Raw genomic sequence first — 26904 nt, 5'->3', positions numbered from 1 at the left:
CCGCTGTGGTGGATCAGTGCGCGGTGTGCGGCGTGACCTCTCAGCCAGCGACCGCTCAGCGCGCGACCTCCTCGGCGCTCACCTCACCTTCGACAGCTCCACGCCCTCATCGAACTCGGCGTCGATCTCCGGGTTCGGCTTGTAGGTTGCGAGGCTGACGACGACCGCGACGATGAGGTTGATTGCGAAGCCGGGGATGATCTCGTAGATCGAATTCGTCAGGGGAGTGTTGAGCTGACCCCAGACGAAGGCGACGACGGCACCGGAGATGAGGCCGAAGAGCGCGCCCCAGTTCGTCAGCTTCTTCCAGAACAGGGTGAGCAGGACGATCGGGCCGAACGAGGCGCCGAAGCCCGCCCACGCGAAGGCGACGAGATCGAGGATGCTGTTCGACGGCGAGATCGCGAGAAGGACGGCGATGACTGCGACGATGAGGATGCCGAGGCGGCCGAGCAGCACGTACGTCTTGTCCTGGAGGGTGCGCGTCGACCCAGCGCGCTTCGCGACGATCTTGAAGAGGTCCTCGACGAGTGCCGAGGAGGTGACGACGAGCTGCGAGGAGATCGTCGACATGATCGCCGCAAGCACCGCGGCGAGGACGAGCCCGGCGATGAACGGGTGGAAGAGGATCTGCGCGAGGTCGAGGAAGACCGTCTCCGGGTCGGTGGGTGCCTGATCGGCGTGCTGGGAGAAGTAGGAGATGCCGACGATGGCCGTGGCGATCGCACCGGCCGCCGAGATCGCCATCCAGCCCACACCGATGCGCCGGGCGACCGTCGCGTCGGCGGGGGTGCGCAGGGCCATGAAGCGCACGATGATGTGCGGCTGGCCGAAGTAGCCCAGACCCCACGCAAGCGAGGAGATGACGGCGAGATAGGTCCCACTGGCCCAGAACGAGCCGGAGCCGAAGAGGCTGAGCAGGCTCGGGTCGATCTCCCGGACGTTGGCGATCACCTCGGCGGGTCCGCCGGCGTTGATAACGGCGACGATGGGCACGGCGATGAGGGCGGCGAACATGAGCAGCCCCTGGGCGACATCGGTGAGCGTGGCGCCGAGGAAGCCGCCGAAGAGCGTGTAGACCATCGTGATCGCGGCGACGATGAGCATGCCCGCGAGGTAGTTGAGGCCGAAGCTCGATTCGAAGAACTTCCCGGCCGCGACCATCCCCGAGGAGACGTAGAACGTGAAGAAGACGAGGATGATGAGGCCGCAGACGATGCGCAGCAGATGCGTGCGATCCTGGAGGCGCTGCTCGAAGAAGCTCGGGATGGTGATCGAGTCACCGGCGGTCTCCGTGAAGGCGCGGAGCCTGGGCGCGACGAACTTCCAGTTCACCCAGGCGCCGACGGTGAGACCGATCGCGATCCAGGCTTCGACGAGGCCCGAGAGGTAGATCGCGCCCGGCAGGCCCATGAGCAGCCAGCCCGACATGTCGGAGGCTCCGGCGCTCAGCGCTGCGACGCTCGGGCGCAGGCCCCGGCCCGCGAGCATGTAGTCGTCGAGACTGTCCTTCGTCTTCCGGTAGGCGAACCAGCCGATGGCGAGCATACCCGCGAAGTAGAGGATGATGGCGATGGTGCGGAACGTTGTCTCGGACATGGGGTTTCGTCTCCTTTGATCAGCACCGGAGACTTTACAGTAAAGCATGAGCCGGGTGTGAATACCGTGTGAAGATCCGCCCAGGGGTGGAATCGCGGTCCGATCGACAGGTATGAAGGCGGGTTGTCGACGGTTCCGCCCACGCCGAGGTGGGAGTTCGTCCCCGCCGAGGTGGTCCCGCACTCCCCGCCGAGGCGGTTGTCCCGTCCCGCTGAGGTGGTCCGGATACCTCGCCGATGCGGGCGACGGTTCCGTGGGCCGTCCCGGTCGGGGTGTTGTCCCTCAGGCGTCCGAGCGCCGATGCGAGCGGGGAACCCGGGTCGTCGACCGGCCGACGGAGAACGCGGCGATGGGACGGGTGAACCTGGCGCTGCCGTCGGGGAGAGTTTCGCTGCCGGCACACTTCTGTCGGCCGAGCAGGTCGCGCAGAGACGCGTGGGTCTCCGGGCAGTCCTTGATCTCCGAGTGGACATCGACGCGCAGGCCCGCCCGATCGAAGAGCAGCCAGGTGCGCAGCAGATCGCGTCCGAGACGGAGCTCCCGCGCAGCAGCCATTGCCTCCACGTCAGCCGGGGCCGTATCAGCCGGGACTGTATCCGCCCGGGCCGCGCTTGCAGAGTCTGCCTGACCAGAGTCCGCAACCGCCGAGGCAAACGTCGTCGGGTTCGCCGCGGGCGTTCCGTCGTCAGCGACTTCCGTGTCTAAGGCAGCCTCAGTGACGGCAAGGATGAGGTGATGGGGTGCGCCGGTGCGCCTCGGAGGAGTTTCGGCGGCAGGCCCCTGCGGGCGGCGCGTGAACCATCCGACCGGTGCGAGAGCACCGGAGACCGCCCGGGCGACGAATGGGCGCAGAGGCGCCCGATTGAGGAGTGCCGCCGCTCGTGCCCCGATGGACGGGATGCGCAGGCACTCGGCGGTGAGTCCGTCCTCGCGGTACGCCGGATCGCGCGGGTCGAAGCGCAGCCATGCGAGGGTCTCGATGAAGACGGCGGGCGTGGAGAACGACCAGTGTTCGGCGCGGTCGAGCAGTCGCGCCCACAGTCCGTCCGTGACCTCGACGAGCCGTGCCCCGGACTGTGCGAGTGCGATGTTGGCCGTCTCGACGGCGGCGGCGAGGGTCGCCTCGTCACGGGCGAGGGGGCCGCGGTCGACCTGCCGGTGCTCGAGATCGGCGACCGTGAACGACGGCCAGGCAGCGACAGGGGAATCTGAGCCGCCCGCGCGGCCGGCACCGCTGCGCACGTCGAGTCCGACAGTGAGCCCCGGTCCCCACCCGTCGACGGAGGCGACGTCGACCGCGAGGTCCGCTTCGGCGGCGGCGATCGCGAACGCCTCGATCCAGCACCCGAGCGAGAGGTGGAGGTCCTCGGAACGGGGATCGCCGGCCGGCAGGGTCCGGTCCGGGTCGACGGTGAGACTCACCTCGGCGACGGCACCGTCCTCAGCGATGCCCGCGACGGTCGGCATCCACGGCTGGGTGTTGTGCGCCGAGGGTGCCCGCCCGGCCGTGCGGAACAGCGACGTCAGTAGGCGTGCGCTGATGCCGGGGGACGACTGCGGGCCCGACCCCGCCGTGACTGAGGTTCCCGGCCCCGCCGTGACAGAGGTGCCCGTCGCCGCCGTGACTGAGGCTCCCGTCCTGGTCGTGTCGGACGCATCCGCCCCCTCAACGTCGGACGCGTCCGACCCCGTCGTGTCCGCGTCGTCCGTCGCCGCAGTGTCTGAGGCATCCGCCGCCGGCCGTTCGAGGGCCAAGTCCGTTCCCTCCGGCGCGGACTCGAGCCTCCGGTCGAGGAAGCAGAGCGAGTGCAGGGGCGTGCCTCCGGCCTTGGCGAAGACCGCCGCCGAGGCGGGATTGTCCTCGGCGATGAACGTCACCCGCACCCGCCGGTAGCCGCCGGCGACGAGTCCCGCGTACACCTCCCTGGTGACGAGGGAGAGCAGACCCTGACCCTGGTAGCGGGGATCGGTGCCCTGGATGATGAGCACGGCGTCGGTGAGGCGGGAGCGGTGACGCAGCAGGTCCCAGAGCGCTGACGGACCGAGTCGGCCGCCATGGCGACGGAGCACCGGGACAGGGTCGGGAACGACGAGGGCGAAGCATCGCGACGGCGCGTCATCGCCCTCCTCGGCGCCGACGACATCGACGATGAGTGAGGGATCGGCCAGCACTGAGAGCCCTGCCATCTGCGATCTCAGCTGGGCGGGGGAGATCTGCGTGAAGTAGGGCAGGGCTGAGAACGCGGCGTTGAGCGTCGGCAGCAGCCGGGCGGCGAACCCGCGCATGCCCAGACGTGTGGCGGGCCGACGACGCAGTCCGTGTTCGGCCCATTCGACGGGGCTGACTGCGGTCGCGCGAGTGTGGGGGACCGTGTCGAGCCTGACCTCCCATGTCTGCGCGGGACCCCATGTCGAGAATCCCGCGGCGGCGAAGGCCTCGGTGATGAACTCGGGATTCCATGCGGTGTCGAAGAATCCGGGATGCTCGAAGCCTGCCGTGACAAGTCCGCCGGTGACATTGGGAAGCGGGGAGACGGGACCGAAGACCCGGCAGGCGCCGAGCGCATCCGCCCGATCGAGGACGAGGGCGATGATCTCCTCGATCACGGCCGCATCGAGGGCCTCGAGCGCACCGAAGAAGAGGGTCTCTGGTGCCTGCGCTCCCGGACCGTCGCTCAGCCGTTCGGCGAGGAGACGGGACCGATGGCAGAGCACCCGGCCCACGGCCGCACCGGAGTCATCCGTGAGTAGCCAGAGCTCGACCTCCTCGGCGAACCAGCCGGACCCCGAGGCCCACGCGGTGATGTCCGAGGCGACGAGGGGGACGACATGATCGGACTCGCCCCGGGCGGACGCGATCGAGGCGGTGAGGTCGATGAAGCCTCGCAGCTCGGCCTTCGTCGTCACCCGGCGGCGCGTCAGTCCCGACCGTGGACCTCCGGCCTCCACGCTCACTCCTCGGAGATCGGGGTGAAGGAGTCGATCATGGCGAGGCGGCCGTCCTCGGCGCGGAACTCGCCGTTCGTGTAGCCCCACTCCTCGGCCTCAAGGAGGCGGATGAAGCCGCCGCGGGCCGGCGACTTCTCACCGTCGCCGATGAGCCAGTGCATGATCTCGACGTGTTCGGGGGTGCGCGCGAACCGCAGGAGGTCGTCTCGGGTCGCGAAGGCGACGAAGAGGCCGATGCGGTCGGGGAACTCGTAGTAGCTGCGATGCCAGAGGTAGCCCGGTGCCCGCCTCAGCGCCTTCGCGAGCTTCGGCCAGCGCCGGAGCTGGCCGAGCATGACGAGCGGGCTGCGGTACCGGTTGGCGCCGAGGAAGTACGCCCCGGCTCGGGCCTGCGGCGGGGCCTGTGAGAAGTCAATCGATCGCATTGTTCTCCCCTGACTGAGTTGCGGGTGCGGACGCGAACGCCGCAGGCTGCTTCTGGAGGTAGACGTTCTTGATCTTCGTCGACGCCTCGGCGAAGGGGCCGGTGCTGAAGTCGTGGATTTCGATCTCGAGCTCCGCGGTCGTCGGGTCCTCCTTCATACTCTGCGCGAAGTCCCGGGAGACCGAGGCGAGGTGGCCGAGGACGCCGGTCCGGATCGTCTCGGCGAGTTCGGCTCGCTCACCGGCGGCAAGCGCCGGAGCGGTCTCGCGCAGCTGGATGTGCAGAGCCGGGCGGTGCTCGTGGTCGGCGAGTTCGCGCAGCTCGATCCGGAAGGACTCGATGAGGTGGGCGCGGGGGTTGTCCCGGTAGAGGCCGTTCTCGATGTCGAGGGGGTAGATGTTCGCGCCCATGTACGAGATCGTCGAGTCCGAGCGGCCGAAGAGGAGGACGAACGGCAGCTTCATCCCGTTGCCGGCGAACGCCTGCGAGCATGCGCGAGCGAGGTCGGGGTGTCGGCGGGTGAGTTCGACCATCGTCGGGAAGTCGATGAGTCTCGCCTCGTCGCCGATGTTGTAGCGCAGCCTGGGACTCATCACCGACGCAGAGTTGATCGTCGCGACGAGCTCCCCGTCCTCGGTCGTCTCGAGGTAGGTCTCGAGCGGGTTGTACTGGAAGACCATGGGCACACGGGACTCGTCGGGTCCGAGCACCGCGGCGCGGAAGTCGAGGTCGTGGGCGAGCGCCCTGCGGATGACGACGGAGAGGTCGGACTCCCCGGCCATGCCGATCGTCAGGTCGGAGGCCCCGTAGCCGGAGTAGACCCGGTCGAAGCGCTGTTCGAGGTAGTCGCGCAGCCCCTCGGTCATCGCCTCACCGCCGACGAAGCCGCTCATCCGGTAGCCGTCCCAGACGCCGGGCTCGGAGTCCATCCGGTCGACGAGATGCTTGAGGAACGGAGGATAGGCGCTGATGAGGTACGTGTGGTCGGGCCCGAAGTGACGCATCGTGTCGAGGATCTTCTCGAGGTCGGGCCCGGTGTTCTTGACCATCGCGACCTTCGCCATCGCCAGACCCGTGTTCGTCCCCGTCGCCCACGCGCCCATCGAGAACGCGTTGATGCAGAAGAGGTCCTTGTCCCCGAAGAGCATCGTCAAGTACCCGGCGACGTTCTTGTGCACGGTGTCGAGTTCGCGCTTCGAGCGCATCCAGTTGAACGGTGTGCCCGAGGAGCCCGAGGACTCGTCGACGACCGTGCCCACCCGCTCGATCCTCCCGCCCCAGCACCGGTGCTCCTCAGAGTACTTCCGGACGAAGGCGTCCTTCGACGTCGGGGTGTAGGCCTCGAGGTCCCACCATGAGAAGGCGAAGCCGGTGCGCGCGAGGTAGTCCTGGTAGGCGGGGACGTCGAGGGAGGCCTGCTGGCAGATCATCCACGCGTTGAGCCGGGCGAAGGGTTCGAGCTTCGGCGAATAGTGCCGGGCGGTGAAGCGCCATATCGCCGGGTGCATCCGGTACGTCCCGTACGCGGCCGTCAGCCCGAGGTTCGCGGTCCGCAGCAGGGCCTGCCGGGCGAGGTTGACGGGTCCGCGCGGGATCGGCAGGCGGCGCAGGCCTGTGGGCTGAGTCTCACTCATACAGTGACAGTAGCCCAGCCCGGGCCCGCGCGGGCCGGCTCGGAGGGATTTGTGTCAGTTCCGCACCACGTCGCCGAGGCGGGGGTGCGGATCCCGCCGAGGCGCACGCCCCCGCATCCCGCCGAGGCGGGCCCCCCGTTCCCCGCCGAGGTGGGGCCTCGTTCCGCTCAGTCGAAGACGACCGTGCGGTGACCGTCCATGAGGACGCGCCCCTCGGCATGCCAGCGCACGGCGCGGGCGAGGACGGCGGCCTCGACGTCCTGCCCCTGCGTGATGAAGTCGGCGGTGTCGTGGTCGTGGTCGACACGGGCGACGTCCTGTTCGATGATCGATCCCTCGTCGAGGTCGGAGGTGACGTAGTGGGCGGTCGCCCCGATGATCTTCACTCCCCGGGCGTGGGCCTGATGGTAGGGCCGGGCGCCTTTGAAGCTCGGGAGGAAGGAGTGGTGGATGTTGATGACGCGGCCTTCGAGGGCCGCGCAGAGGTCGGGGGAGAGGATCTGCATGTACCGGGCGAGGACGATGAGTTCGACGTCGAGGTCGGTGACGAGGCGACGCAGCTCCGCCTCGGCGCTCTCCTTCGTCTCCGGGGAGATGGGGATGTGGTGGAAGTCGTGGCCGTGGAACTCCGCGAGCGGACGGAGCACGTCGTGGTTCCCGGCCACCCCGACGATGTCGATGGGCAGGCGGCCCGCGCTCTGCTGGAAGAGCAGCGTGTTGAGGCAGTGTGCGGCCTTCGAGACGAGGACGAGGGTGCGGGTGCGCTTCTCACCCGGCTGCAGGCCGATCTCCATCGCGAAACGGTCAGCCACCTCGGACAGCGAGCCTTCGAGGTCTGCGGCGGTGACCGGGGTCGGTGTGGAGAAGGAGAGGCGGAGGAAGAACTGGTGCGAGTCGGGGGAGGAGAACTGCTGGGATTCGGTGATGTTCGCTCCGATTCCGGCGAGCACCCCGGTCACGGCGTGGACGATTCCGGTCGCATCGGGGCAGGTCACTGACAGTATCCATTCACGGCTCATGCCCGGAATCCTATCGTCGCCGACCCTGCCGGCCGCTCACGTGTCCGGGATCCGGCAGGCGGTCGGCCTGAGCCGGGCGGGGGCAACGCTGTTAGCATTGCCTCGGAACGCGCGCGGGCCGGATCCGTGCCGCCAGTCCTCGACGCCACAGGAGTGCATATGTCCGACACCTCGCTGCAGGCTTCGCTTGCAGACATCGACCCGCAGATCGCCGAAGTCCTCGACCTCGAGTTGGGCAGGCAGCGTTCGACGCTCGAGATGATCGCCTCGGAGAACTTCGTTCCCCGCGCGGTCCTCGAAGCCCAGGGCTCGGTGCTGACGAACAAGTACGCGGAAGGGTACCCGGGCAAGCGCTACTACGGCGGCTGCGAGTTCGTCGACATCGCCGAGAACCTGGCGATCGACCGGGCCAAGAGCCTCTTCGGCGCCGAGTACGCCAACGTCCAGCCGCACTCGGGTGCCTCGGCCAATGCCGCGGTCATGCATGCGCTCGCCCGCCAGGGCGACAAGATGCTCGGCCTCTCGCTCGCCCACGGCGGCCACCTCACCCACGGCATGAAGATCAACTTCTCCGGCCGCCTCTACGACGTCGCCTCCTACGAGGTCGACCCCGACACGTACCGCATCGACATGGACAAGGTGCGTGAGCGCGCCCTCGAACACCGTCCCGAGGTCATCGTCGCCGGCTGGTCCGCCTACCCGCGCCAGCTCGACTTCCAGGCCTTCCGCGACATCGCCGACGAGGTCGGTGCGAAGCTCTGGGTCGACATGGCCCACTTCGCCGGGCTCGTCGCCGCAGGCCTCCACCCCAACCCCGTCCCGTTCGCCGATGTCGTCTCCTCGACGGTGCACAAGACGATCGGCGGCCCCCGGTCGGGCTTCATCCTCGGCAAGGAGGAGTACGCGAAGAAGCTCAACTCCGCGGTCTTCCCCGGCCAGCAGGGCGGTCCGCTCATGCATGTGGTCGCGGCGAAGGCCGTGGCGTTCAAGCTCGCGGCGACCGAAGAGTTCAAGGACCGTCAGGAGCGGACCCTGCGCGGCGCGCAGATCCTCGCCGACCGTCTCCTCGAGGCCGATGTCGCCGAGGCGGGGGCGACCGTGCTCACCGGCGGCACCGACGTCCACCTCGTCCTCGTCGACCTGCGCAACTCCGCCCTCGACGGGCAGCAGGCCGAGGACCTCCTCCACGAGGTCGGCATCACCGTCAACCGCAATGCCGTGCCCTTCGACCCGCGCCCGCCCATGGTCACCTCGGGTCTGCGCATCGGTACCCCGGCGCTGGCGACCCGCGGATTCGGCGACGCCGAGTTCACCGAGGTCGCCGACGTCATCGCCGAGGCGCTCAAGCCCGGTGCCGACGTCGAGGCGCTCGCCGCCCGGGTGAAGCGGCTCAGCGACGACTTCCCGCTCTACGAAGGTCTGGAGCAGTACTGATGGCCGCGCAGATCCTCGACGGCAAGGCCGTCGCCGCGCAGATGAAGGACGAGATGCGGGCGCAGGTCGGTCAGCTCGCTTCGCGGGGGATCGTCCCCGGTCTCGGGACGGTCCTCGTCGGCGACGATCCGGGATCGAAGTGGTACGTCGCCGGCAAGCACCGCGACTGCGCGGAGGTCGGCATCGAGTCGATCCGTCGCGACCTGCCCGCCTCGGTGACGCAGGAGGAGCTCGAAGAGGTCATCGACGAGCTCAACGCCAACGAGGCGTGCACCGGCTACATCGTGCAGCTGCCGCTTCCCGACCACATCGACACCGATGCGATCCTCGAGCGCATCGACCCGGCCAAGGACGCCGACGGACTCCACCCGACGAACCTCGGTCGGCTCATGCTCAACGTGGGCCGCCCGATCACCACACCCCTGCCGTGCACCCCGCGCGGGGTCATCGAGCTCATGGTCCGCAACGGCATCGAGCTCGACGGCAAGCACGTCGTCGTCATCGGCCGCGGGGTCACCGTCGGCCGGTCGATCGGCTCGCTGCTCACCCGCCGGGAGTACAACGCGACGGTCACGCTCACCCACACGGGCACCCGGAACCTCCCCGAGCTGCTCAAGCAGGCCGACGTCATCGTCGCCGCCGCCGGTGCCCCGCGCATCGTCCGGCCCGAGGACGTCAAGCCCGGTGCGATCGTCCTCGACGTCGGGGTCTCCCGTGAGGAGGACCCGGAGACGGGGAAGTCGAAGATCGTCGGTGACGTCGATCCCGGCGTCGCCGAGGTGGCCGCCTGGGTCTCGCCCAACCCCGGTGGGGTCGGTCCGATGACCCGTGCCCTGCTGCTCAAGAACGTCGTCGACACCGCGCAGCGCTCCGCCCAGTGACACGCTGAGCCGACGACGCAGAACGGCCCGGATTGTTCCGGGGAACTGCAGACGGCCCGGCCGCCTCTCGTGAGGCGGCCGGGCCGTTCGCTGTCTCTGCTCAGTCCGGAGTCGGGCCTGCGAGGACCCTGCCCTGCTCCCGCAGGGCGTCGAGTCCCGCGGCGATGACGGGATGGTCGGCGCTGCCGGGGCGGACGTGGGCGCGCAGCAGCCGATGGGGAATGGACGGGGAGTCGGGCCACGTCACCGGGATCCTCGAGACGGCGGCACCGGCCGGCAGGGAAGCGGTGCGCGGGAACAAGGCGATGCCGTGGCCGTGACCGACGAGCGCGGCGACCGCCGACCAGTCGAGCGCGTCGTGGCGCACGCGCGGGCGAAAGCCCGCCTGAGCGCAGAGGTCGGCGAACACCACCTGCTGGTCGCGGATATCGCCGGCCCCGATCCAGGTCTCGTCGGCCAGATCGGAGAGGCCGACGGAAATCGCGTCGGCAAGCGGGTGGGCCTCCCCGACGAGGATGTCGAGCGGGTCGACGAGGAGATCGTGCGCTTCGCCTCCCCGATCCTCTGCGGCCCCGACACGGTGAGAGCCGGCGACGGCGACGACGATGTCGGTCTCCGCGTCCGCGAGCATCCGGAACCGGTCCCCGATCGCGTCCTCGCGGATCTCCACTGCGATCCGCGGGTCGAGGTTGCGAAGGCGGTCGACGGCGGGACAGATGAGGGAGACGATCGCCGAGGCGATCCCGGAGATGCGCAGACGAGCGCCCTCGTCCGCGCGCAGGGTCGCGAGGTCCGCGAGCGTTCGCTCCCATTCGGCGTCGAGCGCCGAGGCATGGGAGAGGACGATCTCCGCCGCCTCTGTGAGACGGACATTCCGTCCGACGGGTTCGACGAGTTCGGCACCGACGAGGCGGGAGAGCTGCTTGAGATGCTGGGACACCGTCGACGGGGTGACATGGAGGGCGGCCGCGGCTCCCGTGACGGTCCCGACCTCGCGGACGGCTCGGAGAGTGCGCAGGCGCGGATCGATCATGGTGAAACACTACACAATGAATGGCGAAATCTTCGATAGACGCGAACGGTTCGGATGAGCCATCGTGGCCGTATGTGGCAGGCATTCGGACTCGGACTCTGGGCCGGCTACGGACTGGCGATCCCCGTCGGTGCCGTCGCCGTCCTCCTCATCCACCGCAGCGCGTCCGCGACGCTGCGGCAGGGACTCGCGGCGGTCCTCGGGGCCGTGGCCGCGGATGCGCTCTACGCCGTGGCGGCGCTGCTCGGCGGCGCGGCCGCCGCCCGCCTCATCGCACCATGGCAGTCGGCGGTCACCGTCGCCGGTGCCGGTGTCCTCCTCGTCCTGGCCGCCCGCATCGCGATCGACGGTCTCACCCGCGACCCGGCGGATCCCGAACGCGGAACCGCCGGTGGTGAACCGAAGTGCGGCGACGGACAACCGCCTCGGACCGCGCCCGGGCGCGCCTGGCGTGAAGCGCTCCTCTTCTTCTCCCTCACCTCGCTCAACCCGTGGCCGCTGCTCTACTTCGTCTCGGTGGTCGTCTCCGGGGGGCTGCTGAGCGCGGGCACCGCATCCGAGGCCGTCGCGCTCCTGACCGGCATCATCCTCGCCTCTGCTTCGTGGCACTGCGTGCTTGTGCTCATCGGCCGCAGTGCGGGGAAGGCGCTCCTCTCCGGATCCGGCCGGCGGATCACTGCGATGGTCTCCGCAGCGGTCATCGCCGGTCTGGCGCTGCGGCTGCTCGCCTCGGGGTGAGCGGTGAGAGCGCGGACGACGACGGCCCGGTCACCTCGTTGGAGATGACCGGGCCGCGTGCGGCGCTCCGGGGGAGGCGCCTCAGTCCTGGTTGAGCTTGAGCTCGAAGAAGACGCGCGGGTTGCCGGGGCCCGCGTAGTCCTCGACGAGTTCGCCGCTGAAGCCCATCGACGAGTGGAACGAGATCGCTCCGGTCTGCTCGGGATCCGTCGTCGCCTGCACCGTATCGCCGCCGAACTGGCGCACGTGGTCGAAGAACGCGCGGTAGAGCTCACGGCCGATGCCCAGGTGGCGGAAGTCCGACCGGGCGGCGACGAGGTGGATGTAGGCAGGCCCTCTGGCGGGGATCTCACCGAGCAGGTAGCCGACGATCTCCGAGCGGTAGCGGGCGACGAGGCCGGAGGCGACGAACTGGCGGAACCAGTACGCGTCGTGGTCGGCCCGCAGGTCGCGGTCTCCCCAGAAGTTCTCCTGCGCACTGAGGAGGAACTCGCGCATCTCGCGGGCGTCGACCTCATCGAGCGGACTGATGCTCAGCTCTTCCGGATCGAATCTCTCATCAGCCATTGCCCCTCCTCAGGTGGTTCGTTCGTGCTCTCACTCTATAACGCCGGTGCGCGGAAGAGTACTTCGCTCTGCCATCATAGAGGAATGATCCGCATTGCCTCAGTCAACGTCAACGGTGTCCGCGCAGCATGGCGAAAGGGGATGCCCACCTGGGTCGATGCCTCCGCCCCCGACCTCATCACCCTCCAGGAGGTCCGTGCCGCCAACGACATCGCCCTCGGCGTCCTCGAAGGTGCGGGGTACACGACGATCAGCCATGACGCCGAGGCCAAGGGCCGTGCCGGAGTCGCCGTGATGGCGAAGGCCGAACCCCTCGCCACGCGGGAGGGCATCGGCTCCGACGGCTACTTCGACCGAGCCGGGCGGTGGCTCGAGACGGACTTCCGCCTCGGCGACGACACCGTGCTCACCCTCGTCTCCGCCTACGTCCACTCGGGTGAGGCTGGCACCCCGAAGCAGGACGACAAGTACCGGTTCCTCGACCGGATGACCGAGCGCCTTCCCGAGCTCGCTGCCGCCTCCGACCATGTTCTCGTCACCGGCGACCTCAACGTCTGCCACACCGAACGGGACCTGAAGAACTGGAAGGCGAACCGGAAGAAGGCCGGATTCCTGCCCGAGGAGCGGGCCTACTTCGACCGGTTCTTCGGCGAGGTCGGCTACGTCGACGTCCACCGGCAGCTGGCCGGCGACATCGACGGCCCCTACACGTGGTGGTCGATGCGCGGCCAGGCCTTCGACAACGACGCGGGATGGCGCATCGACTACCACATGGCGACCCCGGGGCTCGCGGCAACGGCCAGGGGAGCAAGTGTCGACCGGGCGAACAGCTGGGGCGAGCGCTGGTCCGATCACGCCCCGCTCGTCATCGACTACGAGATTCCCGCTCCGGCCTGAGGCCGCCCCGCCCGAGCCGGGCGCCGCGCGGCAGGGTCGGGGCGGCCGGTCCGGGCACGGAGGTTCAGGAGAGGGTGATCTGCGAGCCGACCTCGATGAGGAGGACGCCGACGATGATGAGGGCGATGCCGGCGATCATCACCCGGGTCAGCCGCTCCCGGAAGAGGACCCGACCCGCGAGGGCGGTGAGGGCGACGCCCGTGGCCGCCCAGATCCCGTAGGCGACCCCGAGCGGGAACCCGGTGCGCAGGGTGAGGCTGAGCAGGCTGAAGGAGACGATGTAGCCGCCTGCCACACCCGCGTACCATGCCCTCGATCCGCCGACCGAGGCCATGCGCAGGCAGATCGTCGCCGCGACCTCGAGGAGGATCGCGCCGATGAGGAGGATCCAGCCGACGATCATGCGTCCTCCCCTCGCCGAGGCGGCAGGTCGATGCGCGCCGACGCCGGCTTCTCCTCACCGCGGTGGCCGACCTCGACGAGGACGACCCCGGCCATGATGCAGACGATGCCGATGCCCATGACCGGGGTGATCGGCTCCCCGAAGAGGCCCGCCGAGGCGGCGGCGGTGAGCGCGACCCCGGCCGCGCCCCAGATCCCGTAGGCGATGCCCAAGGGCATCCCCGACCGCAGCGTGAGGCTGAGGAAGACGAACGCGCACGCGTATCCCAGCGCCATGAGGACATAGAGGGCGGGGTGCTCGAGGGCGGCCTTCATCGACAGCGTCCCCGTCACCTCGGCGAGGATCGCCCCCGCAAGAAACAGCCACGTCCGCATGCCTCCATCTTCGACGATGGGAGGAGCCGACGACAATCCGTCTCAGCGGCAGAGCTCTGCTGTGACAGAGCCCTGTCCCCGCGGCCGAAGTCGTCTCAGCCGCGGGGACGACTCAGCAGCAGCGGGCCTTCGGGTTGCGGTCCTGCTCGTCGGTGACGTCGCGCCAGAACTCGCGCTCACCCATCGCTCCCTCCCGGGTGCCGTGCCGGCGCTCGTAGGACTCGAGGTAGTGGATGTAGGCGTTCTCGCCCATGATCTCCTTGAGATACCACAGCAGCCAGGCCCCGCCTCGGCGCAGCGACCCCCACGGGTCCCTGACGAGGCGGGTGAGCGGATGGGTCTGCGTGTCGGTCATGGCCGTGGCTCCGTGCCCGATCGTTCCTCCCACTGCGCCTGGACCTCGCGCTCGGCCCGGCGGGCGATGAGCCCGGCGGGGGCGAAGAGCTTCGACTGCGTGAAGGGCTCCTCACTCGTGGGCATCGAGCCCTTGCGGATGGCTTCGATCGACTTCCACAGCGCCATGACGACGACCATGGCGACAAGGAGGGCGAAGACGATCGAGAGCGTGCCCTGGACGAAGGTGTTGCGCACGACCGCGTTCATCGCCTCGACCCCCTGCGTGGCTCCGACCGAGGTCTCCCCGGCCGCGAGTGCGTCACGGTAGGTGAAGTGCTGGGCCCAGTAGCCGAGCTTCGGGTCCGAGGAGAAGATCTTCTGCCACGAGGCCGTCATCGTCACCACGAGATCCCATGCGAGCGGGATCCCCGGGATCCACGCATACCGGGCCAGACCCATCTTGCACACGATCGCGAAGATCACGGCGAGCGCGATCGCGGCAAGCAGCTGGTTCGAGATGCCGAAGAGCGGGAAGAGGGTGTTGATGCCGCCGAGCGGATCGGTCACGCCCATGAGGAGGATCGATCCCCACGCGCCGACCATGATCGCCGTCGTCAGCCAGGCGCCGGGCGTCCACGAGGGATCCCGGAAGCGCTTGGCGAAGTTGCCGAGCGCATCGCTGAGCATGAAGCGGGCGACGCGGGTGCCGGCATCGATCGTCGTGAGGATGAAGAGCGCTTCGAACATCACAGCGAAGTGGTACCAGAACGACATCCACGCCGGTCCGCCGAAGACGTTGTGGAGGATGTGCGCCATGCCCATCGCCAGCGTCGGGGCACCGCCGGTGCGGGAGACGATGCTCTCCTCACCGACATCGGTGGCCGCCTGCTGGAGGTACTCCGGGGTCGTCTCGACCCCGGACATGCCGAGCGAGTTGTTGATGAAGTCGGCCGCGCCCTGGACGGTGCCGCCGGTGAGCGGTTCGGCGGCGTTCATCGCGAAGTAGAGGCCCTTGTCGAGGCAGATCGCTGCGACGAGCGCCATGATCGCGACGAAGGACTCCATGAGCATGCCGCCGTAGCCGATGAGCCGGGCCTGCGACTCCTTCTCGATGAGCTTCGGGGTCGTGCCCGAGGAGATGAGCGCGTGGAATCCGGAGAGGGCACCGCAGGCGATCGTGATGAAGAGGAACGGGAAGAGGGCGCCGGCGAAGGCCGGGCCCGCGGTGTTGAACGCGAACTCCGTGAACGCGGGCATCTGCACGGTCGGGTTGACGATGAGGATGCCGACGGCCAGCAGCACGATCGTGCCGATCTTCATGAACGTCGAGAGGTAGTCGCGCGGGGCGAGCAGGACCCACACGGGCAGGACTGCGGCGAGGAAGCCGTAGATCATCAGGCACCATGCGAGGGTGACCTTGTCGAGGAGGAAGACCTCCGACCAGTACGGGGAGCTGTTGACCCACCCGCCGGCGACGATCGCCGCGACGAGGAGGACGATGCCGATGACCGAGGTCTCGACGACCTTGCCCGGTCGCAGGTAGCGCATGTAGACGCCCATGAAGACCGCGATCGGGATCGTCATGGCGATGGAGAACACGCCCCACGGGCTCTCGGCGAGCGCATTGATGATGACGACGCCGAGGACCGCGATGAGGATGACCATGATGAGGATGATCCCGATCGAGGCGATGATGCCGCCGGTGCGGCCGAGCTCGTCGCGGGTCATCTGACCCAACGAGCGTCCGTTGCGTCGCATCGAGAAGAAGAGGACGAGGTAGTCCTGGACGCCGCCGGCGACGATGACGCCGAGGATGATCCACAGGGTGCCCGGCAGGTAGCCCATCTGCGCGGCGAGGATCGGGCCCACGAGCGGTCCGGCACCCGAGATCGCAGCGAAGTGATGGCCGAAGAGGACCCGGCGGTCGGTGGGAGCGAAGTCGCGGCCGTTGTCGTTGAGCTCAGCGGGCGTGGCCCGCCTGGGGTCGGGACGGGCGATCTTCCATTCGATGAACTTCGCGTAGAAGCGGAACGCGATGAGGTAGCTGCCGACCGCGGCGGCGACGAACCAGCTCGCCGACATCTCCTCGCCGCGGACGAAGGCGACCATCGTCCACCCGGCACCGGCGATGAGCGCGATGGCCACCCACAGCACGATCTTCGCCGGAGTCCACCGGGGCCTTTCGACCACCGCGACAGGAGGCAGGCTCTCCTCCGTCTTGACGTATTCAACCGACACTCGGTCCTCCTCATTGAGCTTGGGGCACTTCCGGTCACGAGTCGATCAGCGTCGTCACAGGCAGCGGGTGCGAACCCGATCCTGAGAGTCGCCTTGGCGAATCATGTGTCCTTCATCGCCAGTGTACTCGCAGGTGTGGTCCGGATCTCACCCCCGCCTCGGCGAGGGGACGGACGCGGTGGGGAACGGGCCGCACACACGCCCGCGATTGGCGGGGGTGAGCAGGTCAGAGGCATCATAGAGGCATGACGACACCTTCACTGCCCCGCACGGTCTCGGGCATCCAGGCCACCTCGGATTCCCTCCATCTCGGCAACTACATCGGAGCCCTGCAGCAGTTCGTCACCCACCAGGAGTCCCACGACGCCTTCTACTTCATCGCGAACATGCACGCGATCACCGTCGAGCAGGATCCCGCCGAACTGCGTGAGCGGACCCTGACCACTGCGGCGCAGTTCATCGCCGCCGGCCTCGACCCGGAGAAGTCGACGATCTTCGTCCAGTCCCAGGTTCCCGCGCACCCCCGGCTGAGCTGGGTGCTCGAGTGCACGACCTCGATGGGCGAGGCGACGCGGATGACGCAGTTCAAGGACAAGTCCGCCAAGCAGGGCCATGTCTCCCTCGGCCTGCTCACGTATCCGGCGCTCATGGCCGCCGACATCCTCCTCTACAACCCGCAGATGGTGCCCGTCGGGGAGGACCAGCGTCAGCACCTCGAACTCACCCGCAACCTCGCCGAGCGCTTCAATCACCGCTTCGGGCAGACCTTCGTCGTGCCCGAGGCGCAGATCCTCAAGGCGACGGCGAAGATCTACGATCTCCAGAACCCGGAGGCGAAGATGTCGAAGTCGCTGCCGTCCCCGCTCGGGCGCATCGACCTCCTCGACGAGCCGAAGGCCCTGACGAAGAAGATCAAGTCCGCCGTCACCGACGACGAGACGGAGATCCGCTTCGACCCCGAGGCCAAACCCGGCGTGTCCAACCTGCTCACGATCTACTCCTCGCTCACCGGTCGCCCCGTCGCCGACATCGTCGCCGACTACGAGGGGAAGATGTACGGCCACCTCAAGGTCGACCTCGCCGAGGTGGCGGTCGAGGCGCTCGCCCCGATGCGCGAGCGCACCACCGAGCTCCTCGCGGACCGGGCCCAGCTGCAGCGCCTCCTCGACGCCGGAGCGGAGAAGGCGAATGCCATCGCCGAGGTGACACTGCGCGAAGTCTATGACAAGGTCGGTTTCATCTGATCCGACCTCGGCGCATCGGCGCCGGCGGTCGCAGAGAGCACTGACCACACCCTGACGACAGCGAGCCGGAGGATCACCCGTGGCCAAGAAGAAGCCCGACGAGGGACCGCTCAACCTCACACCCGACATGCTCCACACCGCAGCCCGGCTCGAGGACCGGTTCAACCGCTGGATCCAGAATCGGGCGACCGATCAGAACTACCAGCGCACCGTGCTCGCCTACGACACGTACGGGGGCACCGACTGGGTGCGGGTCCTCGCCCGACTCGTCCTCACCCCGGACGGCCATCCGTCGGCCGACGCGCAGGCGAGCGTGCGCGGCTGGCGGTCGTTCGTCAGCGTGCCGCTGCCCAACGACACGGCGTGGGTGCGCATCAACGACGAAGAGCACATGGTCACCTCCGACCGCGGCGGGATCATCGACACGGTCATCCCCGGCAATTTCACCCCGGGGGAGACGGAGATCGAGCTGTGGACCGACGGCTCACTCGTCGACTCCGCGGCGGTGCGGATCATCGGGGAGGACTCGACGTTCGGGATCATCTCCGACATCGACGACACCGTCATGGTCACCTCGCTGCCGAGGCCGTTCCTCGCCGCCTGGAACACCTTCGTCCTCAGCGAGCACGCCCGCTCACCCGTGGCGGGCATGTCGGTCCTCTACGACCGGATCACCTATATGCGCCCCAACACCCCGATCCTCTACCTCTCGACGGGGGCGTGGAACTCGGCGACGACGCTCAAACGTTTCCTCTCCCGCAACCTCTATCCCATCGGGCCGCTCCTGCTCACCGACTGGGGGCCGACGACGACGCGCGTGTTCCGCTCGGGCAAGGAGCACAAGCGCAACACGCTCGAACGCCTCGCCCGGGACTTCCCGTGGATGAAGTGGCTGCTCATCGGCGACGACGGGCAGAACGACGAAGAGATCTACGGCGAGTTCGTCGAGAACCACCCGAACAACGTCGCGGCCGTCGCGATCCGCCAGCTCACCGTCGGCGAGGCCGTGTGGGCGGGCGGTCGCTCGAAGCGCCACGGCCGCGGCCAGGGCGTGCCGTGGATCTATGCGCCCGACGGCGCCGGTCTCGCGTCCCGCCTGACCGAGCGGGGGATCATCTCGACCGTCTGAGCTCCGGCGGGCTGCCCTGGGGGACGAGGACGACGAGTCCGACCCCGACGAGGGTGAGCACGGTGCCCGTCCACTGGACGAAGCTCAGCCGCTCACCGAAGAGCAGCGCCGCCTCGAGGGCGGCCAGCGGGGGTGCGCCGAGGACGAGAGCCGAGACGTAGGCCGCGGAGCGCACGCGCACGAGGTGGACCATGATGAGCATCGCGAGGATCGAGATGCCCAACACCGACCACACGAGTCCGGCGAGGAAGGGCCAGCCGAAGTCAGCGCCCCGCTCGTCGGTGAGGATCGCCGCGACGAAGGCGACGCCTGCCGCTCCGAGGGACTGCCAGGCCAGGGTCGGCAGCAGAGGATGGGCGGCGACGCGCTTCTGCCAGATCGTGCCCGCGGACAGGCACGTGACCGCGGTGAAGGCGAGGACGATGTGGATCGGCCGCACCGGGCCCGCGGTCCCGAGAACACCGGGCACGAGGACGAAGGCGATGCCGACCAGCGAGACCCCGACGCCGAGCAGAACGGCCTGATCAGGGCGCCTGCGCACGACGAGCGCGGTGACGACGAGGGTGAGCACCGGCTGCCAGCCGCCGACGAGAGCCATGATCCCGGCCGGAAAGCCGTCGACGACGGCGAAGTACGACAGGCACAGGTACGCGCCGTTCTGCAGCGCACCGATGAGGAGGAGCGTCCACACCGTGCGCACTCCTGACCCCGGCTCCGCGGTCTCGGCACCGACGAGAGCGGCCGCCGGCTTCCACAGTCGCAGACGGTGGGGAAAGCGGGTGACGAGGTGGCGACAGACGACGCAGACGAGACCGAGGACGAGCGCGGCGCCGAGGAAGCGGCAGAAGAGAAACGTCTGCGGGGCATCGCCGATGCCTCGGGCGACGATGAAGCCGGTCGACCAGATGAGGACGAAGGTCACTGAGGCGAGGATCTGCATGCTCGAAGCCTAGGTCCGGGACACTTCGGAGCCGGCCGAAGTGTCCTGGGCGTAGACTCCGACCATGAGAAGCGCAGCTCCCGCCCCGGTCGTCGTCCCGCCGTTCTGGGAGCTCGCCCGGCTGCTCGCCGACCCGACCCGGGCGAAGGCCCTCGATCTCCTCCTCGACCGCTCGCGCACCCCGGTGTCCTATCTCGCGAGCTACTGCGGCGTGAGCGCGCAGACGATGACCGGTCACCTCTCCGTGCTCCGGGAGGCCGGATGGGTGAGTGTGCGGCGCAGCGGACGCTACCGCTATGTCGAGCTCGCCGAGAGCGTCCGGGCCGACATCGCCGTCGTCATCGAGCACCTCGGAGCGCTCTGCGCCCCTCCTGCGGTGACATCGCTGAGCAGCCACCGTGAGCTCGCGGCGCTGTCACGGGCACGCACGTGCTACGACCACCTCGCGGGTCGCCTCGGCGTCGACCTCCTCGGCGTCCTCGTCGAACGCGGCGGCATCGACCGCGACGACGTCGACCCCGACGATCCCGACCGGGTGACCGGTGCCGACTGCCCCCTGCACCTCGGCGACGAGGTCGAGGCCGTGCTCGAGGACATGTTCGGCGTCCGCCTCGAGCTCCCACCCGGGCGCGGGCGGGGGATCGGAGCGTGCATGGACTGGTCGCAGCGGGAGATCCACTGCTCGGGCCGGTTCGGGCGGCGTCTGCTCACCGTGTGCGAAGACCTCGCGCTGGTGCGCAGGCGCCCGGCGGGGCGATCGTTGGAGATCACCCCGCTGGGCGTCGAACGGTTCTCGGCTCTCGGCATCGACTGCGCGTGAGTCCGTGAGCCTGCCTCAGAGGGTGCCGGCCGCCTGCGTCGGTGCGGACTGGGTGCGGGCGAGGCGGGTCTGCAGCTGCGCCTGGGCCGCCTCGTACTCGCCGACGAGGCGATCGACGAGGTCGGCCGTCGAGCACTGCAACCCGAGGGCGCCGATGCCCTGGCCCGAGCCCCAGATGTCCTTCCACGCCTTTGCGCTCGTGCCCGACTCCGGGTCGGTGCCGAAGTCCATCTTCGTCGGGTCGGCCTCCGGCAGGGCGTCGGGGTCGAGGCCGGCGGCGACGATCGATCCGCGCAGGTAGTTGCCTTTGACCCCGGTGAAGTAGTTCGAGTAGACGACGTCATCGGCGACCGAGTCGACGATCATCTGCCGGTACTCGTCGACGACGTTGGCCTCGTGGGTGGAGAGGAACGCGGAGCCGATGTAGGCGAAGTCCGCGCCGGCGGCGAGCGCTGCGAGGATCGACTGGCCGTGCGCAATCGCCCCGGAGAGCAGCAGCGGTCCGTCGAACCACGAGCGGATCTCCTGGACGAGGGCGAAGGGGGAGAGCGCACCGGCATGCCCGCCGGCACCGGCGGCGACGGCGATGATGCCGTCGGCGCCCTTCTCGACGGCCTTGTGCGCGAAGCGGTTGTTGATGACGTCGTGGAGGACGACCCCGCCGTAGGAGTGGACGGCCTCGTTGACCTCCTCGCGGGCGCCGAGCGAGGTGATGACGATCGGCACCTCATGGCGGACCACCTCGGCGAGGTCCGCTTCGAGGCGGTTGTTCGAGCGGTGGACGATGAGGTTCGCGGCGAACGGGGCGGCCGGACGCTCAGGGTGCGCTGCGGTCCAGTTCGCATTCGATTCCGTGATCTCGGCGAACCAGTCGGCGAGCATCGACGCCGGGCGCGCATTGAGCGTGGGGAATCCGCCGATGATGCCCGACTGGCATTGGGCGGTGACGAGCTCGGGGCCCGATGCGATGAACATCGGGGAGCCGACGACGGGAAGTCGCAGGCGCAGGTCGAGCGTCTCGAACAGGTTCACGATGCCTCCTTGGATGAGCGAACAGCCCCACTCTAACTGAACGATTGTTAGGTTGCGGTGAGGGCCCACCATCCGGGCGCTCTTCGCGGGCCGGGAGACGACGCAGGGCGCGGACGGGATCGCCTCCCGTCCGCGCCCTGCGGCCTCGCGCGCTGTCAGCGTCGGCGGCTACGAGTCCGTGAAGTTCGGGTCGCGCTTCTCGACGAAGGCGGCCATGCCCTCGGACTGGTCGTTCGTCGCCAGGGCCGAGTGGAAGAGCCGACGCTCATAGCGCAGACCCTGTTCGAGGGTCGTCTCGAAGGCGACGTCGATCGCCTCCTTGACCATCGCCGAGGCGATGAGGGACTTCCCGGCGATCGTCCGAGCGATCTCGTTCGCCGTCGCCAACAGCTCCTCGGGTGCGACGACCCGGGCGACGAGCCCGGAGCGTTCGGCCTCCTCGGCGTCCATCATCCGACCCGTCAGGCACATGTCCATGGCCTTGGCCTTGCCGACGGCGCGGGTGAGACGCTGCGAGCCGCCCATGCCCGGGAGCACGCCGAGGTTGATCTCGGGCTGGCCGAACTTCGCCGTGGTCGCGGCGATGAGGATGTCGCCCATCATCGCGAGTTCGCAGCCGCCGCCGAGCGCGTAGCCGCCGACAACGGTGATGATCGGCTTGCGGACGCTCGTCAGCCGCTCCCAGCCGGCGAACCAGTCGGCACGGTACGCGGTGGCGAAGTCGAGGTCGGCCATCTCCTTGATGTCGGCGCCGGCGGCGAAGGCCTTCTCGCTGCCGGTGATGATGATCGCGCGCACGGAGTCGTCGGCGTCGAAGGCCGTGGCCGCATCCGTGATGTCGGTGAGGACCTGGAGATTGAGGGCGTTGAGGGCCTTCGGCCGATCGATCGTGATCGTCGCGACGCCGTCGTCGACGCTGGTGAGGATCGTTGCGAATTCGCTCATGAGAACACCTTGGCTTCCTGTTCGGTGGTGAGGATCTGCTCGACGGTGGCGTCGTCGACCTCCGCGAGGGTGGCCGGGGACCACTGGGGGTTGCGGTCCTTGTCGATGACCTGCGCGCGGATGCCCTCCCTGAGGTCAGGGCGACGGGTCATCTCGACGGCGGTCCGGTAGTCCTGCTCGAGGACCTCGGGCAGGGTCATCGTCGCCGCCTTCCGCAGGGCCGCCAGCGTCACCTTCACCGAGGTGGGGGCCTTGGTGAGGATGAGCTCGGCGGCGGCGCGGGCGTCGGGGCTCTCGTGGGCGGCCAGGGCTGCGACGATCGCCTCGGCGTCATCGCCGCGGTAGCATTCGTCGATCCAGGCGGCCGCCTCGGCGAGTTCGCTCTCCGGGGGTTCGGCCGCATACCGGGCGATGACGGTCTCGACGTCCCCGCCGGACTCGAGGTCGGTGATGAGGTCGGCGATGTCGGCCTCGGGCACGTAGTGGTCGGCGAGCCCGAGCGCGATCGACGCTCCGGGGCCGACGGCGGTGCCGGTGAGCGCGAGGTGGGTGCCGAGCTCTCCGGGGGCGCGGGCGAGCAGGTACGTGCCGCCGACGTCGGGGAAGAGGCCGATGCCGGTCTCGGGCATGCCGACCTTCGTCGAATCGGTGACGATGCGGTGGGAGCCGTGCCCGGAGATCCCGACGCCGCCGCCCATCGTGATGCCGTTCATGATGACGACGTAGGGCTTCGGGTATTCGGCGATGGCCGCATTCATCCGGTATTCGCGGTTCCAGAACCGGGAGTTCTCGTCGCTGCCGGCGACGATGTCGGTGTACACGGCTTTGATGTCCCCACCGGCGCACAGACCGCGGTCGCCGCGACCGGTGACGAGGACGAGCGCGACGCCGTCGTCGTCATACCAGGCCCGCAGGGCATCGTCGATGCCGGCGACCATGTCGAGGCTGAGCGCATTGATCAGCTTCGGTCGGTTGAGTTCGATGCGTCCGACTCCGCCGGAGTCCGAGGTGAGGATGCTCGGCTCTGCCGAGGCCTGTGTCGTCATATCAGCCCACTCCTGTGCTCTTGCGCGAGATGATCACGCGCATGATCTCGTTGGTGCCTTCCAGAATCTGGTGGACCCGCAGGTCACGGACCAGCTTCTCAATCCCATACTCTGTCAGATACCCGTAGCCGCCGTGGAGCTGGAGGGCGCGATTGGCGACATCGAAGCCGGAGTCGGTGGCGGTGAGCTTGGCCATGGCCGAGAGCAGTGAGGTGTTCGGATCCCCGGCGTCGTAGGCGTTCGCGGCGCGCCAGAGCAGGGACCGGGCGGCTTCGAGCTTCGTCTGCATCTCGGCGACCTCGAAGCGCAGGGCCTGGAAGCCGGTGAGTTCGGTGCCGAAGGCCTGGCGCTCGCCCATGTACTCGATCGCCTTCTCCAATGCCGACTGTCCGCCGCCGAGCGAGCACGCGCCGATGTTGAGTCGGCCGCCGTCGAGTCCGGACATCGCGATCTTGAAGCCCTGCCCCGGTTCTCCGAGCATGTTCTCCTTCGGCACCCGGACGTTCTCCATGATGACCTGGCGGGTCGGCTGCGCACGCCAGCCCATCTTCTGCTCGTTGGCACCGAAGGTCAGTCCCTCCATGCCCTTCTCGAGGATGAACGCGGAGATGCCGCGGGCCCCCTCCTGCCCGGTGCGCGCCATGACGAGGTAGGTCTCGGACGACCCGGCACCGGAGATGAACTGCTTGACGCCGTTGAGGACGAAGTGGTCACCGTCCTCCCTGGCGGTCGTGCGCAGCGCCCCGGCATCGGAGCCGGCATTGGGCTCGGTGAGGCAGTAGCTGCCGAGGTGCTCCATCGAGACGAGCGGGAGCAGGTATTTCTCCTTCTGCTCCTCGTTGCCGTACTTGTCGATCATCCACGCGACCATGTTGTGGATCGAGATGTAGGCGGCCACCGAGGGGCAGCCGGTCGACATCGCCTCGAAGATGAGGGCGGCGTCCATCCTGCCCATCCCGGTGCCGCCGGACTCCTCACGGACGTAGATGCCGCCCATGCCGAGGTCGGCGCTGCGCTTGATGACGTCGACGGGGAAGTGGTGCTGCTGGTCCCATTCGAGGGCGTGCGGGGCGATCTCGGTGTCGGCGAAGTCGCGGACCATCGCGGAGATGGTCTGCTGCTCCTCGGTGAGTCCGAACGGCAGGGCAGTCGCAGTGCTGCGGGACATGGTTCCTCCAGGAAGGCGAATGGGCGCTCAGCGCGCAGTTCCGAGGTGACCGCGGTCACCGTTTCCACCAGGATACGGAGGATTTACTTGGACGTCCAACTAAATGGGGGAGTCCGGTCCCGTGGCAGCGGGTGTCTGCCGTGCCCGCGGTTCAGGGACGGGGTTCGAGGCTGGTGCGCAGCGCTTCGAGGTGGGGGAGGAGCTCGCCGAGGTCGGTGCCGGCGAAGGCCGGGGACGTGAAGACCTCGTCGTTGAGCGCCGAGGTGGCCCGTGCGGCGAGTTCCCGCCCGGCCTCGGTGAGGTCGACGAGAGTGGTCCGGCGGTCGTCGGGGTGGCTGCGGCGGCGGACGAGTCCGGCCTTCTCGAGCCGGTCGACGGAGTTCGTCGTCGACGTCGCGTGGACCTGGAGCCGGGCGGAGATCTTCGACATCGGCAGGGTGCCCGCGCGTGTGAAGGAGAGGAGGGTGAGGACCTCGTACCGCGAGAAGGTCAGTGCGAAGGGCTTGAGCGCGGAGTCGACCATGGCGAGGAAGAGCTGATGGATGCGCATGACCGAGATGACGGTGTTCATTCCGTCGGTCGCCTCGTCCCACCCGTGGGCGAGCCACTGCTTCCGAGACTCCTCGATGGGATCGAATCTCAACGCTGTGCTCTTCTCCGCCGCCATTGTCGACAGTGTAGTGAAGTGAGAGGATTGGCGCATGTGCGGTCGACTCAATCTGTCCTCGGATCCGGCGGACCTCGCCGACGAGCTGCGACTCGACGTCGTCTCCTATGACTACACCCCGCGCTACAACGTGCCTCCGGGAGCCGACGTCCCCATCGTCGTCGAACGCCTCGACGACGAAGGGGAGGTGACGAGGCGCCTCGAGACCGCTCACTGGGGTCTCGTCCCCAGTTGGGCGAAGGATCCGGGAATCGGCTTCAAGGCCTTCAACGCGCGGTCGGAGACCGTGCTCGAGAAGCCGATGTTCCGCCAGGCGATCAAACGCCGCCGCTGCGCGCTGCCCATCCCGGGCTACTACGAGTGGGAGGTCACCGAGGACGGCAAGCAGCCGTGGATGATGTCGGCGGCCGGAGCCGATCCGCTGTTCATGGCCGGACTCTTCGAGTTCTGGAAGCAGCCGGACGATGCGTGGCTCGTCTCCACCTCGATCCTCACGATGGAATCCGCCGGGCACCTGCGCGAGGTCCACGACCGTATGCCCGTGATCCTCTCCCGGGAGCACCTCGACGACTGGATCGACCCGGCGGTGCCGAGCGGCGAGGTTCCCGATCTGCTCGCCTCGACCCTCTCCCAGGTCGACCCGGCCTCGGTGACGCGGCACAAGGTGGGCCGGGCCGTCGGCAACGTCCGTAACGACTCGCCCGAGCTCGTCGCGCCGGTGGCGTGAGGCTGCTGCCGTCGCATCGGTGGCGTCGCGCCGGTGGCGTGAGAACGCAGGCGCGGAGCTGAATGAATTCGCCGGGGTTCCGGCACTCAGCGGCCGGCGCCGGGATCGCGGTGAGCGAGATCACCTCTGCAAGGCCCTTCTCGGCCTTGCCTGAGCGGATCGCACTCGTGTAGAGTAGATCGAGCTGCTGAGGCAGCGAACGCTTCAGTTCGATGACGAATCCGAGTGACGCGAAGATGAACTTCGAGTTGCACGGTTCGGAAAGACACTGTAGAGTAGACATCCGCTGGTACGGCGGGCCGCAAGGCGAAAAGTGCGAAATCTGTGGATGCCCCCAACGAGCACGCGAATATTCGTGTGTGGTGTGGGTGTGTGTTTGTGGTTTGAGAATCCAATAGCGTGTTTGTTTGAACAATGTGATGCCAGAAATTTTTTCTGGTAAGACAACCAAAATCCATGGACTGTTTCGGTTCATGGTGGGGTCACCGTCCACCCCCGTGGATGGGTGACTGTCTTGCCGGGATCACTAGAAGTAAATTTTTTATGGAGAGTTTGATCCTGGCTCAGGACGAACGCTGGCTGCGTGCTTAACACATGCAAGTCGAACGCTGAAGCCTGGTGCTTGCACCGGGTGGATGAGTGGCGAACGGGTGAGTAACA

The 26904-nt window shown here is 68.3% G+C and carries 25 protein-coding genes and 1 rRNA gene; 9 read left to right on the top strand and 17 right to left on the bottom strand.

Translation table 11 applies throughout. The features are described 5' to 3' along the window. Positions 1-78 precede the first annotated feature (78 nt). The 5 genes from putP to purU all read right to left on the bottom strand — a co-directional run bounded on the left by putP (position 79) and on the right by purU (position 7625). Positions 79-1599 (bottom strand): sodium/proline symporter PutP, encoded by a 1521-nt coding sequence (gene putP, locus BC102111_RS07045; RefSeq protein ID WP_101623916.1) that lies wholly within the window; start codon positions 1597-1599, stop codon positions 79-81. Positions 1600-1881: 282 nt separating this feature from the next. Further along, on the bottom strand, positions 1882-4548 hold the full coding sequence (locus BC102111_RS07040; protein ID WP_101623915.1) for a hypothetical protein: 2667 nt from the start codon (positions 4546-4548) through the stop codon (positions 1882-1884). 2 nt (positions 4549-4550) lie between these two features. Continuing rightward, positions 4551-4973, bottom strand: a complete 423-nt coding sequence (locus tag BC102111_RS07035) for a hypothetical protein (RefSeq protein ID WP_101623914.1) — start codon at positions 4971-4973, stop codon at positions 4551-4553. Continuing rightward, a complete protein-coding gene (locus BC102111_RS07030) occupies positions 4960-6606 on the bottom strand; it encodes a phenylacetate--CoA ligase family protein (RefSeq protein WP_101623913.1) in 1647 nt (548 codons plus the stop codon). The genes BC102111_RS07035 and BC102111_RS07030 overlap by 14 nt, the downstream gene beginning before the upstream one ends. 167 nt (positions 6607-6773) lie before the next feature. Next, positions 6774-7625, bottom strand: coding sequence for a formyltetrahydrofolate deformylase (purU, locus tag BC102111_RS07025; protein WP_101623912.1), 852 nt, complete (start codon positions 7623-7625; stop codon positions 6774-6776). Positions 7626-7784: 159 nt separating this feature from the next. Between purU and glyA the strand changes: the two genes are divergently transcribed. Together glyA and BC102111_RS07015 are read left to right on the top strand one after the other, a co-directional pair. Then, entirely contained in the window at positions 7785-9059 is a 1275-nt protein-coding gene (gene glyA / locus BC102111_RS07020; protein ID WP_009379272.1) for a serine hydroxymethyltransferase, read from the top strand. Next, entirely contained in the window at positions 9059-9940 is an 882-nt protein-coding gene (locus BC102111_RS07015) for a bifunctional methylenetetrahydrofolate dehydrogenase/methenyltetrahydrofolate cyclohydrolase (RefSeq protein WP_101623911.1), read from the top strand. Before glyA ends, BC102111_RS07015 begins: the two co-directional genes overlap by 1 nt. Positions 9941-10040: 100 nt before the next feature. Here BC102111_RS07015 and BC102111_RS07010 read toward each other — a convergent pair whose 3' ends face one another. Next, the gene (locus BC102111_RS07010; RefSeq protein ID WP_101623910.1) at positions 10041-10973 is read right to left on the bottom strand and encodes a LysR family transcriptional regulator; all 933 of its coding nucleotides are present in this window, start codon (positions 10971-10973) and stop codon (positions 10041-10043) included. A 72-nt stretch (positions 10974-11045) separates the two neighbouring features. Here BC102111_RS07010 and BC102111_RS07005 point away from each other — a divergent pair, with 72 nt between their 5' ends. After that, complete coding sequence (locus BC102111_RS07005; protein ID WP_180960588.1) at positions 11046-11711, top strand: LysE family transporter; 666 nt, start codon at positions 11046-11048, stop codon at positions 11709-11711. Between the two features lie 81 nt (positions 11712-11792). Here the strand turns inward: BC102111_RS07005 and BC102111_RS07000 are convergent, their stop codons facing one another. After that, complete coding sequence (locus BC102111_RS07000; protein WP_009379278.1) at positions 11793-12278, bottom strand: GNAT family N-acetyltransferase; 486 nt, start codon at positions 12276-12278, stop codon at positions 11793-11795. Between the two features lie 84 nt (positions 12279-12362). Between BC102111_RS07000 and BC102111_RS06995 the strand changes: the two genes are divergently transcribed. Continuing rightward, positions 12363-13175 carry an exodeoxyribonuclease III gene (locus BC102111_RS06995; protein WP_101623908.1) on the top strand — a complete coding sequence of 271 codons (813 nt, stop codon included), beginning with the start codon at positions 12363-12365 and terminating at the stop codon, positions 13173-13175. Between the two features lie 64 nt (positions 13176-13239). Here BC102111_RS06995 and BC102111_RS06990 read toward each other — a convergent pair whose 3' ends face one another. The 4 genes from BC102111_RS06990 to BC102111_RS06975 all read right to left on the bottom strand — a co-directional run bounded on the left by BC102111_RS06990 (position 13240) and on the right by BC102111_RS06975 (position 16526). Beyond that, positions 13240-13578, bottom strand: a complete 339-nt coding sequence (locus tag BC102111_RS06990; RefSeq protein ID WP_101623907.1) for a DMT family transporter — start codon at positions 13576-13578, stop codon at positions 13240-13242. Beyond that, positions 13575-13952, bottom strand: a complete 378-nt coding sequence (locus tag BC102111_RS06985; RefSeq protein WP_063249831.1) for a DMT family transporter — start codon at positions 13950-13952, stop codon at positions 13575-13577. Before BC102111_RS06985 ends, BC102111_RS06990 begins: the two co-directional genes overlap by 4 nt. Before the next feature lie 112 nt (positions 13953-14064). After that, positions 14065-14307 carry a CstA-like transporter-associated (seleno)protein gene (locus BC102111_RS06980; RefSeq protein WP_009379286.1) on the bottom strand — a complete coding sequence of 81 codons (243 nt, stop codon included), beginning with the start codon at positions 14305-14307 and terminating at the stop codon, positions 14065-14067. Next, positions 14304-16526 (bottom strand): carbon starvation CstA family protein, encoded by a 2223-nt coding sequence (locus BC102111_RS06975; protein ID WP_101623906.1) that lies wholly within the window; start codon positions 16524-16526, stop codon positions 14304-14306. The genes BC102111_RS06980 and BC102111_RS06975 overlap by 4 nt, the downstream gene beginning before the upstream one ends. A gap of 245 nt (positions 16527-16771) precedes the next feature. Here BC102111_RS06975 and trpS point away from each other — a divergent pair, with 245 nt between their 5' ends. Both trpS and BC102111_RS06965 read left to right on the top strand, forming a co-directional pair. After that, positions 16772-17770, top strand: coding sequence for a tryptophan--tRNA ligase (trpS, locus tag BC102111_RS06970; RefSeq protein ID WP_009379289.1), 999 nt, complete (start codon positions 16772-16774; stop codon positions 17768-17770). 79 nt (positions 17771-17849) lie between these two features. Then, positions 17850-18899, top strand: coding sequence for an App1 family protein phosphatidate phosphatase (locus tag BC102111_RS06965; protein WP_009379290.1), 1050 nt, complete (start codon positions 17850-17852; stop codon positions 18897-18899). Here the strand turns inward: BC102111_RS06965 and BC102111_RS06960 are convergent. After that, positions 18883-19839, bottom strand: coding sequence for a DMT family transporter (locus BC102111_RS06960; protein ID WP_101623905.1), 957 nt, complete (start codon positions 19837-19839; stop codon positions 18883-18885). The two genes, BC102111_RS06965 and BC102111_RS06960, sit on opposite strands and share 17 nt — an antisense overlap. A gap of 64 nt (positions 19840-19903) precedes the next feature. Between BC102111_RS06960 and BC102111_RS06955 the strand changes: the two genes are divergently transcribed. Further along, positions 19904-20659, top strand: a complete 756-nt coding sequence (locus BC102111_RS06955; protein WP_101623904.1) for an ArsR/SmtB family transcription factor — start codon at positions 19904-19906, stop codon at positions 20657-20659. Between the two features lie 15 nt (positions 20660-20674). On the opposite strand, the gene BC102111_RS06950 is transcribed toward BC102111_RS06955, so the two are convergent. The 5 genes from BC102111_RS06950 to BC102111_RS06930 form a co-directional block, all read right to left on the bottom strand. After that, positions 20675-21691 (bottom strand): NAD(P)H-dependent flavin oxidoreductase, encoded by a 1017-nt coding sequence (locus BC102111_RS06950; RefSeq protein WP_197907838.1) that lies wholly within the window; start codon positions 21689-21691, stop codon positions 20675-20677. 168 nt (positions 21692-21859) lie between these two features. After that, positions 21860-22636, bottom strand: coding sequence for an enoyl-CoA hydratase (locus BC102111_RS06945; RefSeq protein WP_095376852.1), 777 nt, complete (start codon positions 22634-22636; stop codon positions 21860-21862). Next, on the bottom strand, positions 22633-23682 hold the full coding sequence (locus BC102111_RS06940) for an enoyl-CoA hydratase/isomerase family protein (protein WP_095376851.1): 1050 nt from the start codon (positions 23680-23682) through the stop codon (positions 22633-22635). The genes BC102111_RS06945 and BC102111_RS06940 overlap by 4 nt, the downstream gene beginning before the upstream one ends. Before the next feature lies 1 nt (position 23683). Then, the gene (locus BC102111_RS06935; RefSeq protein ID WP_095376850.1) at positions 23684-24850 is read right to left on the bottom strand and encodes an acyl-CoA dehydrogenase family protein; all 1167 of its coding nucleotides are present in this window, start codon (positions 24848-24850) and stop codon (positions 23684-23686) included. Positions 24851-25001: 151 nt separating this feature from the next. After that, positions 25002-25517 (bottom strand): MarR family winged helix-turn-helix transcriptional regulator, encoded by a 516-nt coding sequence (locus BC102111_RS06930; RefSeq protein ID WP_040342047.1) that lies wholly within the window; start codon positions 25515-25517, stop codon positions 25002-25004. A gap of 34 nt (positions 25518-25551) precedes the next feature. Here BC102111_RS06930 and BC102111_RS06925 point away from each other — a divergent pair, with 34 nt between their 5' ends. Both BC102111_RS06925 and BC102111_RS06920 read left to right on the top strand, forming a co-directional pair. Beyond that, on the top strand, positions 25552-26244 hold the full coding sequence (locus tag BC102111_RS06925) for an SOS response-associated peptidase (RefSeq protein ID WP_101623903.1): 693 nt from the start codon (positions 25552-25554) through the stop codon (positions 26242-26244). A gap of 540 nt (positions 26245-26784) precedes the next feature. After that, positions 26785-26904, top strand: a 16S ribosomal RNA gene (locus tag BC102111_RS06920); the annotation flags it as partial.

This window comes from Brevibacterium casei CIP 102111, from assembly GCF_900169275.1.
Classification (GTDB): domain Bacteria; phylum Actinomycetota; class Actinomycetes; order Actinomycetales; family Brevibacteriaceae; genus Brevibacterium; species Brevibacterium casei.
The sequence above is the reverse complement of the archived record's forward strand: the minus strand, read 5'-3'. Positions and strand labels throughout refer to the sequence as shown.

Excerpts from the sequence above, each read along its gene's own strand:
- putP (WP_101623916.1), bottom strand. The coding sequence starts at position 1,599 with ATGTCCGAGACAACGTTCCGCACCATCGCCATCATCCTCTACTTCGCG.
- BC102111_RS07035 (WP_101623914.1), bottom strand. The coding sequence starts at position 4,973 with ATGCGATCGATTGACTTCTCACAGGCCCCGCCGCAGGCCCGAGCCGGG.
- BC102111_RS07030 (WP_101623913.1), bottom strand. The coding sequence starts at position 6,606 with ATGAGTGAGACTCAGCCCACAGGCCTGCGCCGCCTGCCGATCCCGCGC.
- purU (WP_101623912.1), bottom strand. The coding sequence starts at position 7,625 with ATGAGCCGTGAATGGATACTGTCAGTGACCTGCCCCGATGCGACCGGA.
- glyA (WP_009379272.1), top strand. The coding sequence starts at position 7,785 with ATGTCCGACACCTCGCTGCAGGCTTCGCTTGCAGACATCGACCCGCAG.
- BC102111_RS07015 (WP_101623911.1), top strand. The coding sequence starts at position 9,059 with ATGGCCGCGCAGATCCTCGACGGCAAGGCCGTCGCCGCGCAGATGAAG.
- BC102111_RS07010 (WP_101623910.1), bottom strand. The coding sequence starts at position 10,973 with ATGATCGATCCGCGCCTGCGCACTCTCCGAGCCGTCCGCGAGGTCGGG.
- BC102111_RS07005 (WP_180960588.1), top strand. The coding sequence starts at position 11,046 with ATGTGGCAGGCATTCGGACTCGGACTCTGGGCCGGCTACGGACTGGCG.
- BC102111_RS07000 (WP_009379278.1), bottom strand. The coding sequence starts at position 12,278 with ATGGCTGATGAGAGATTCGATCCGGAAGAGCTGAGCATCAGTCCGCTC.
- BC102111_RS06995 (WP_101623908.1), top strand. The coding sequence starts at position 12,363 with ATGATCCGCATTGCCTCAGTCAACGTCAACGGTGTCCGCGCAGCATGG.
- BC102111_RS06990 (WP_101623907.1), bottom strand. The coding sequence starts at position 13,578 with ATGATCGTCGGCTGGATCCTCCTCATCGGCGCGATCCTCCTCGAGGTC.
- BC102111_RS06985 (WP_063249831.1), bottom strand. The coding sequence starts at position 13,952 with ATGCGGACGTGGCTGTTTCTTGCGGGGGCGATCCTCGCCGAGGTGACG.
- BC102111_RS06980 (WP_009379286.1), bottom strand. The coding sequence starts at position 14,307 with ATGACCGACACGCAGACCCATCCGCTCACCCGCCTCGTCAGGGACCCG.
- trpS (WP_009379289.1), top strand. The coding sequence starts at position 16,772 with ATGACGACACCTTCACTGCCCCGCACGGTCTCGGGCATCCAGGCCACC.
- BC102111_RS06960 (WP_101623905.1), bottom strand. The coding sequence starts at position 19,839 with ATGCAGATCCTCGCCTCAGTGACCTTCGTCCTCATCTGGTCGACCGGC.
- BC102111_RS06955 (WP_101623904.1), top strand. The coding sequence starts at position 19,904 with ATGAGAAGCGCAGCTCCCGCCCCGGTCGTCGTCCCGCCGTTCTGGGAG.
- BC102111_RS06945 (WP_095376852.1), bottom strand. The coding sequence starts at position 22,636 with ATGAGCGAATTCGCAACGATCCTCACCAGCGTCGACGACGGCGTCGCG.
- BC102111_RS06940 (WP_095376851.1), bottom strand. The coding sequence starts at position 23,682 with ATGACGACACAGGCCTCGGCAGAGCCGAGCATCCTCACCTCGGACTCC.
- BC102111_RS06935 (WP_095376850.1), bottom strand. The coding sequence starts at position 24,850 with ATGTCCCGCAGCACTGCGACTGCCCTGCCGTTCGGACTCACCGAGGAG.
- BC102111_RS06930 (WP_040342047.1), bottom strand. The coding sequence starts at position 25,517 with ATGGCGGCGGAGAAGAGCACAGCGTTGAGATTCGATCCCATCGAGGAG.
- BC102111_RS06925 (WP_101623903.1), top strand. The coding sequence starts at position 25,552 with ATGTGCGGTCGACTCAATCTGTCCTCGGATCCGGCGGACCTCGCCGAC.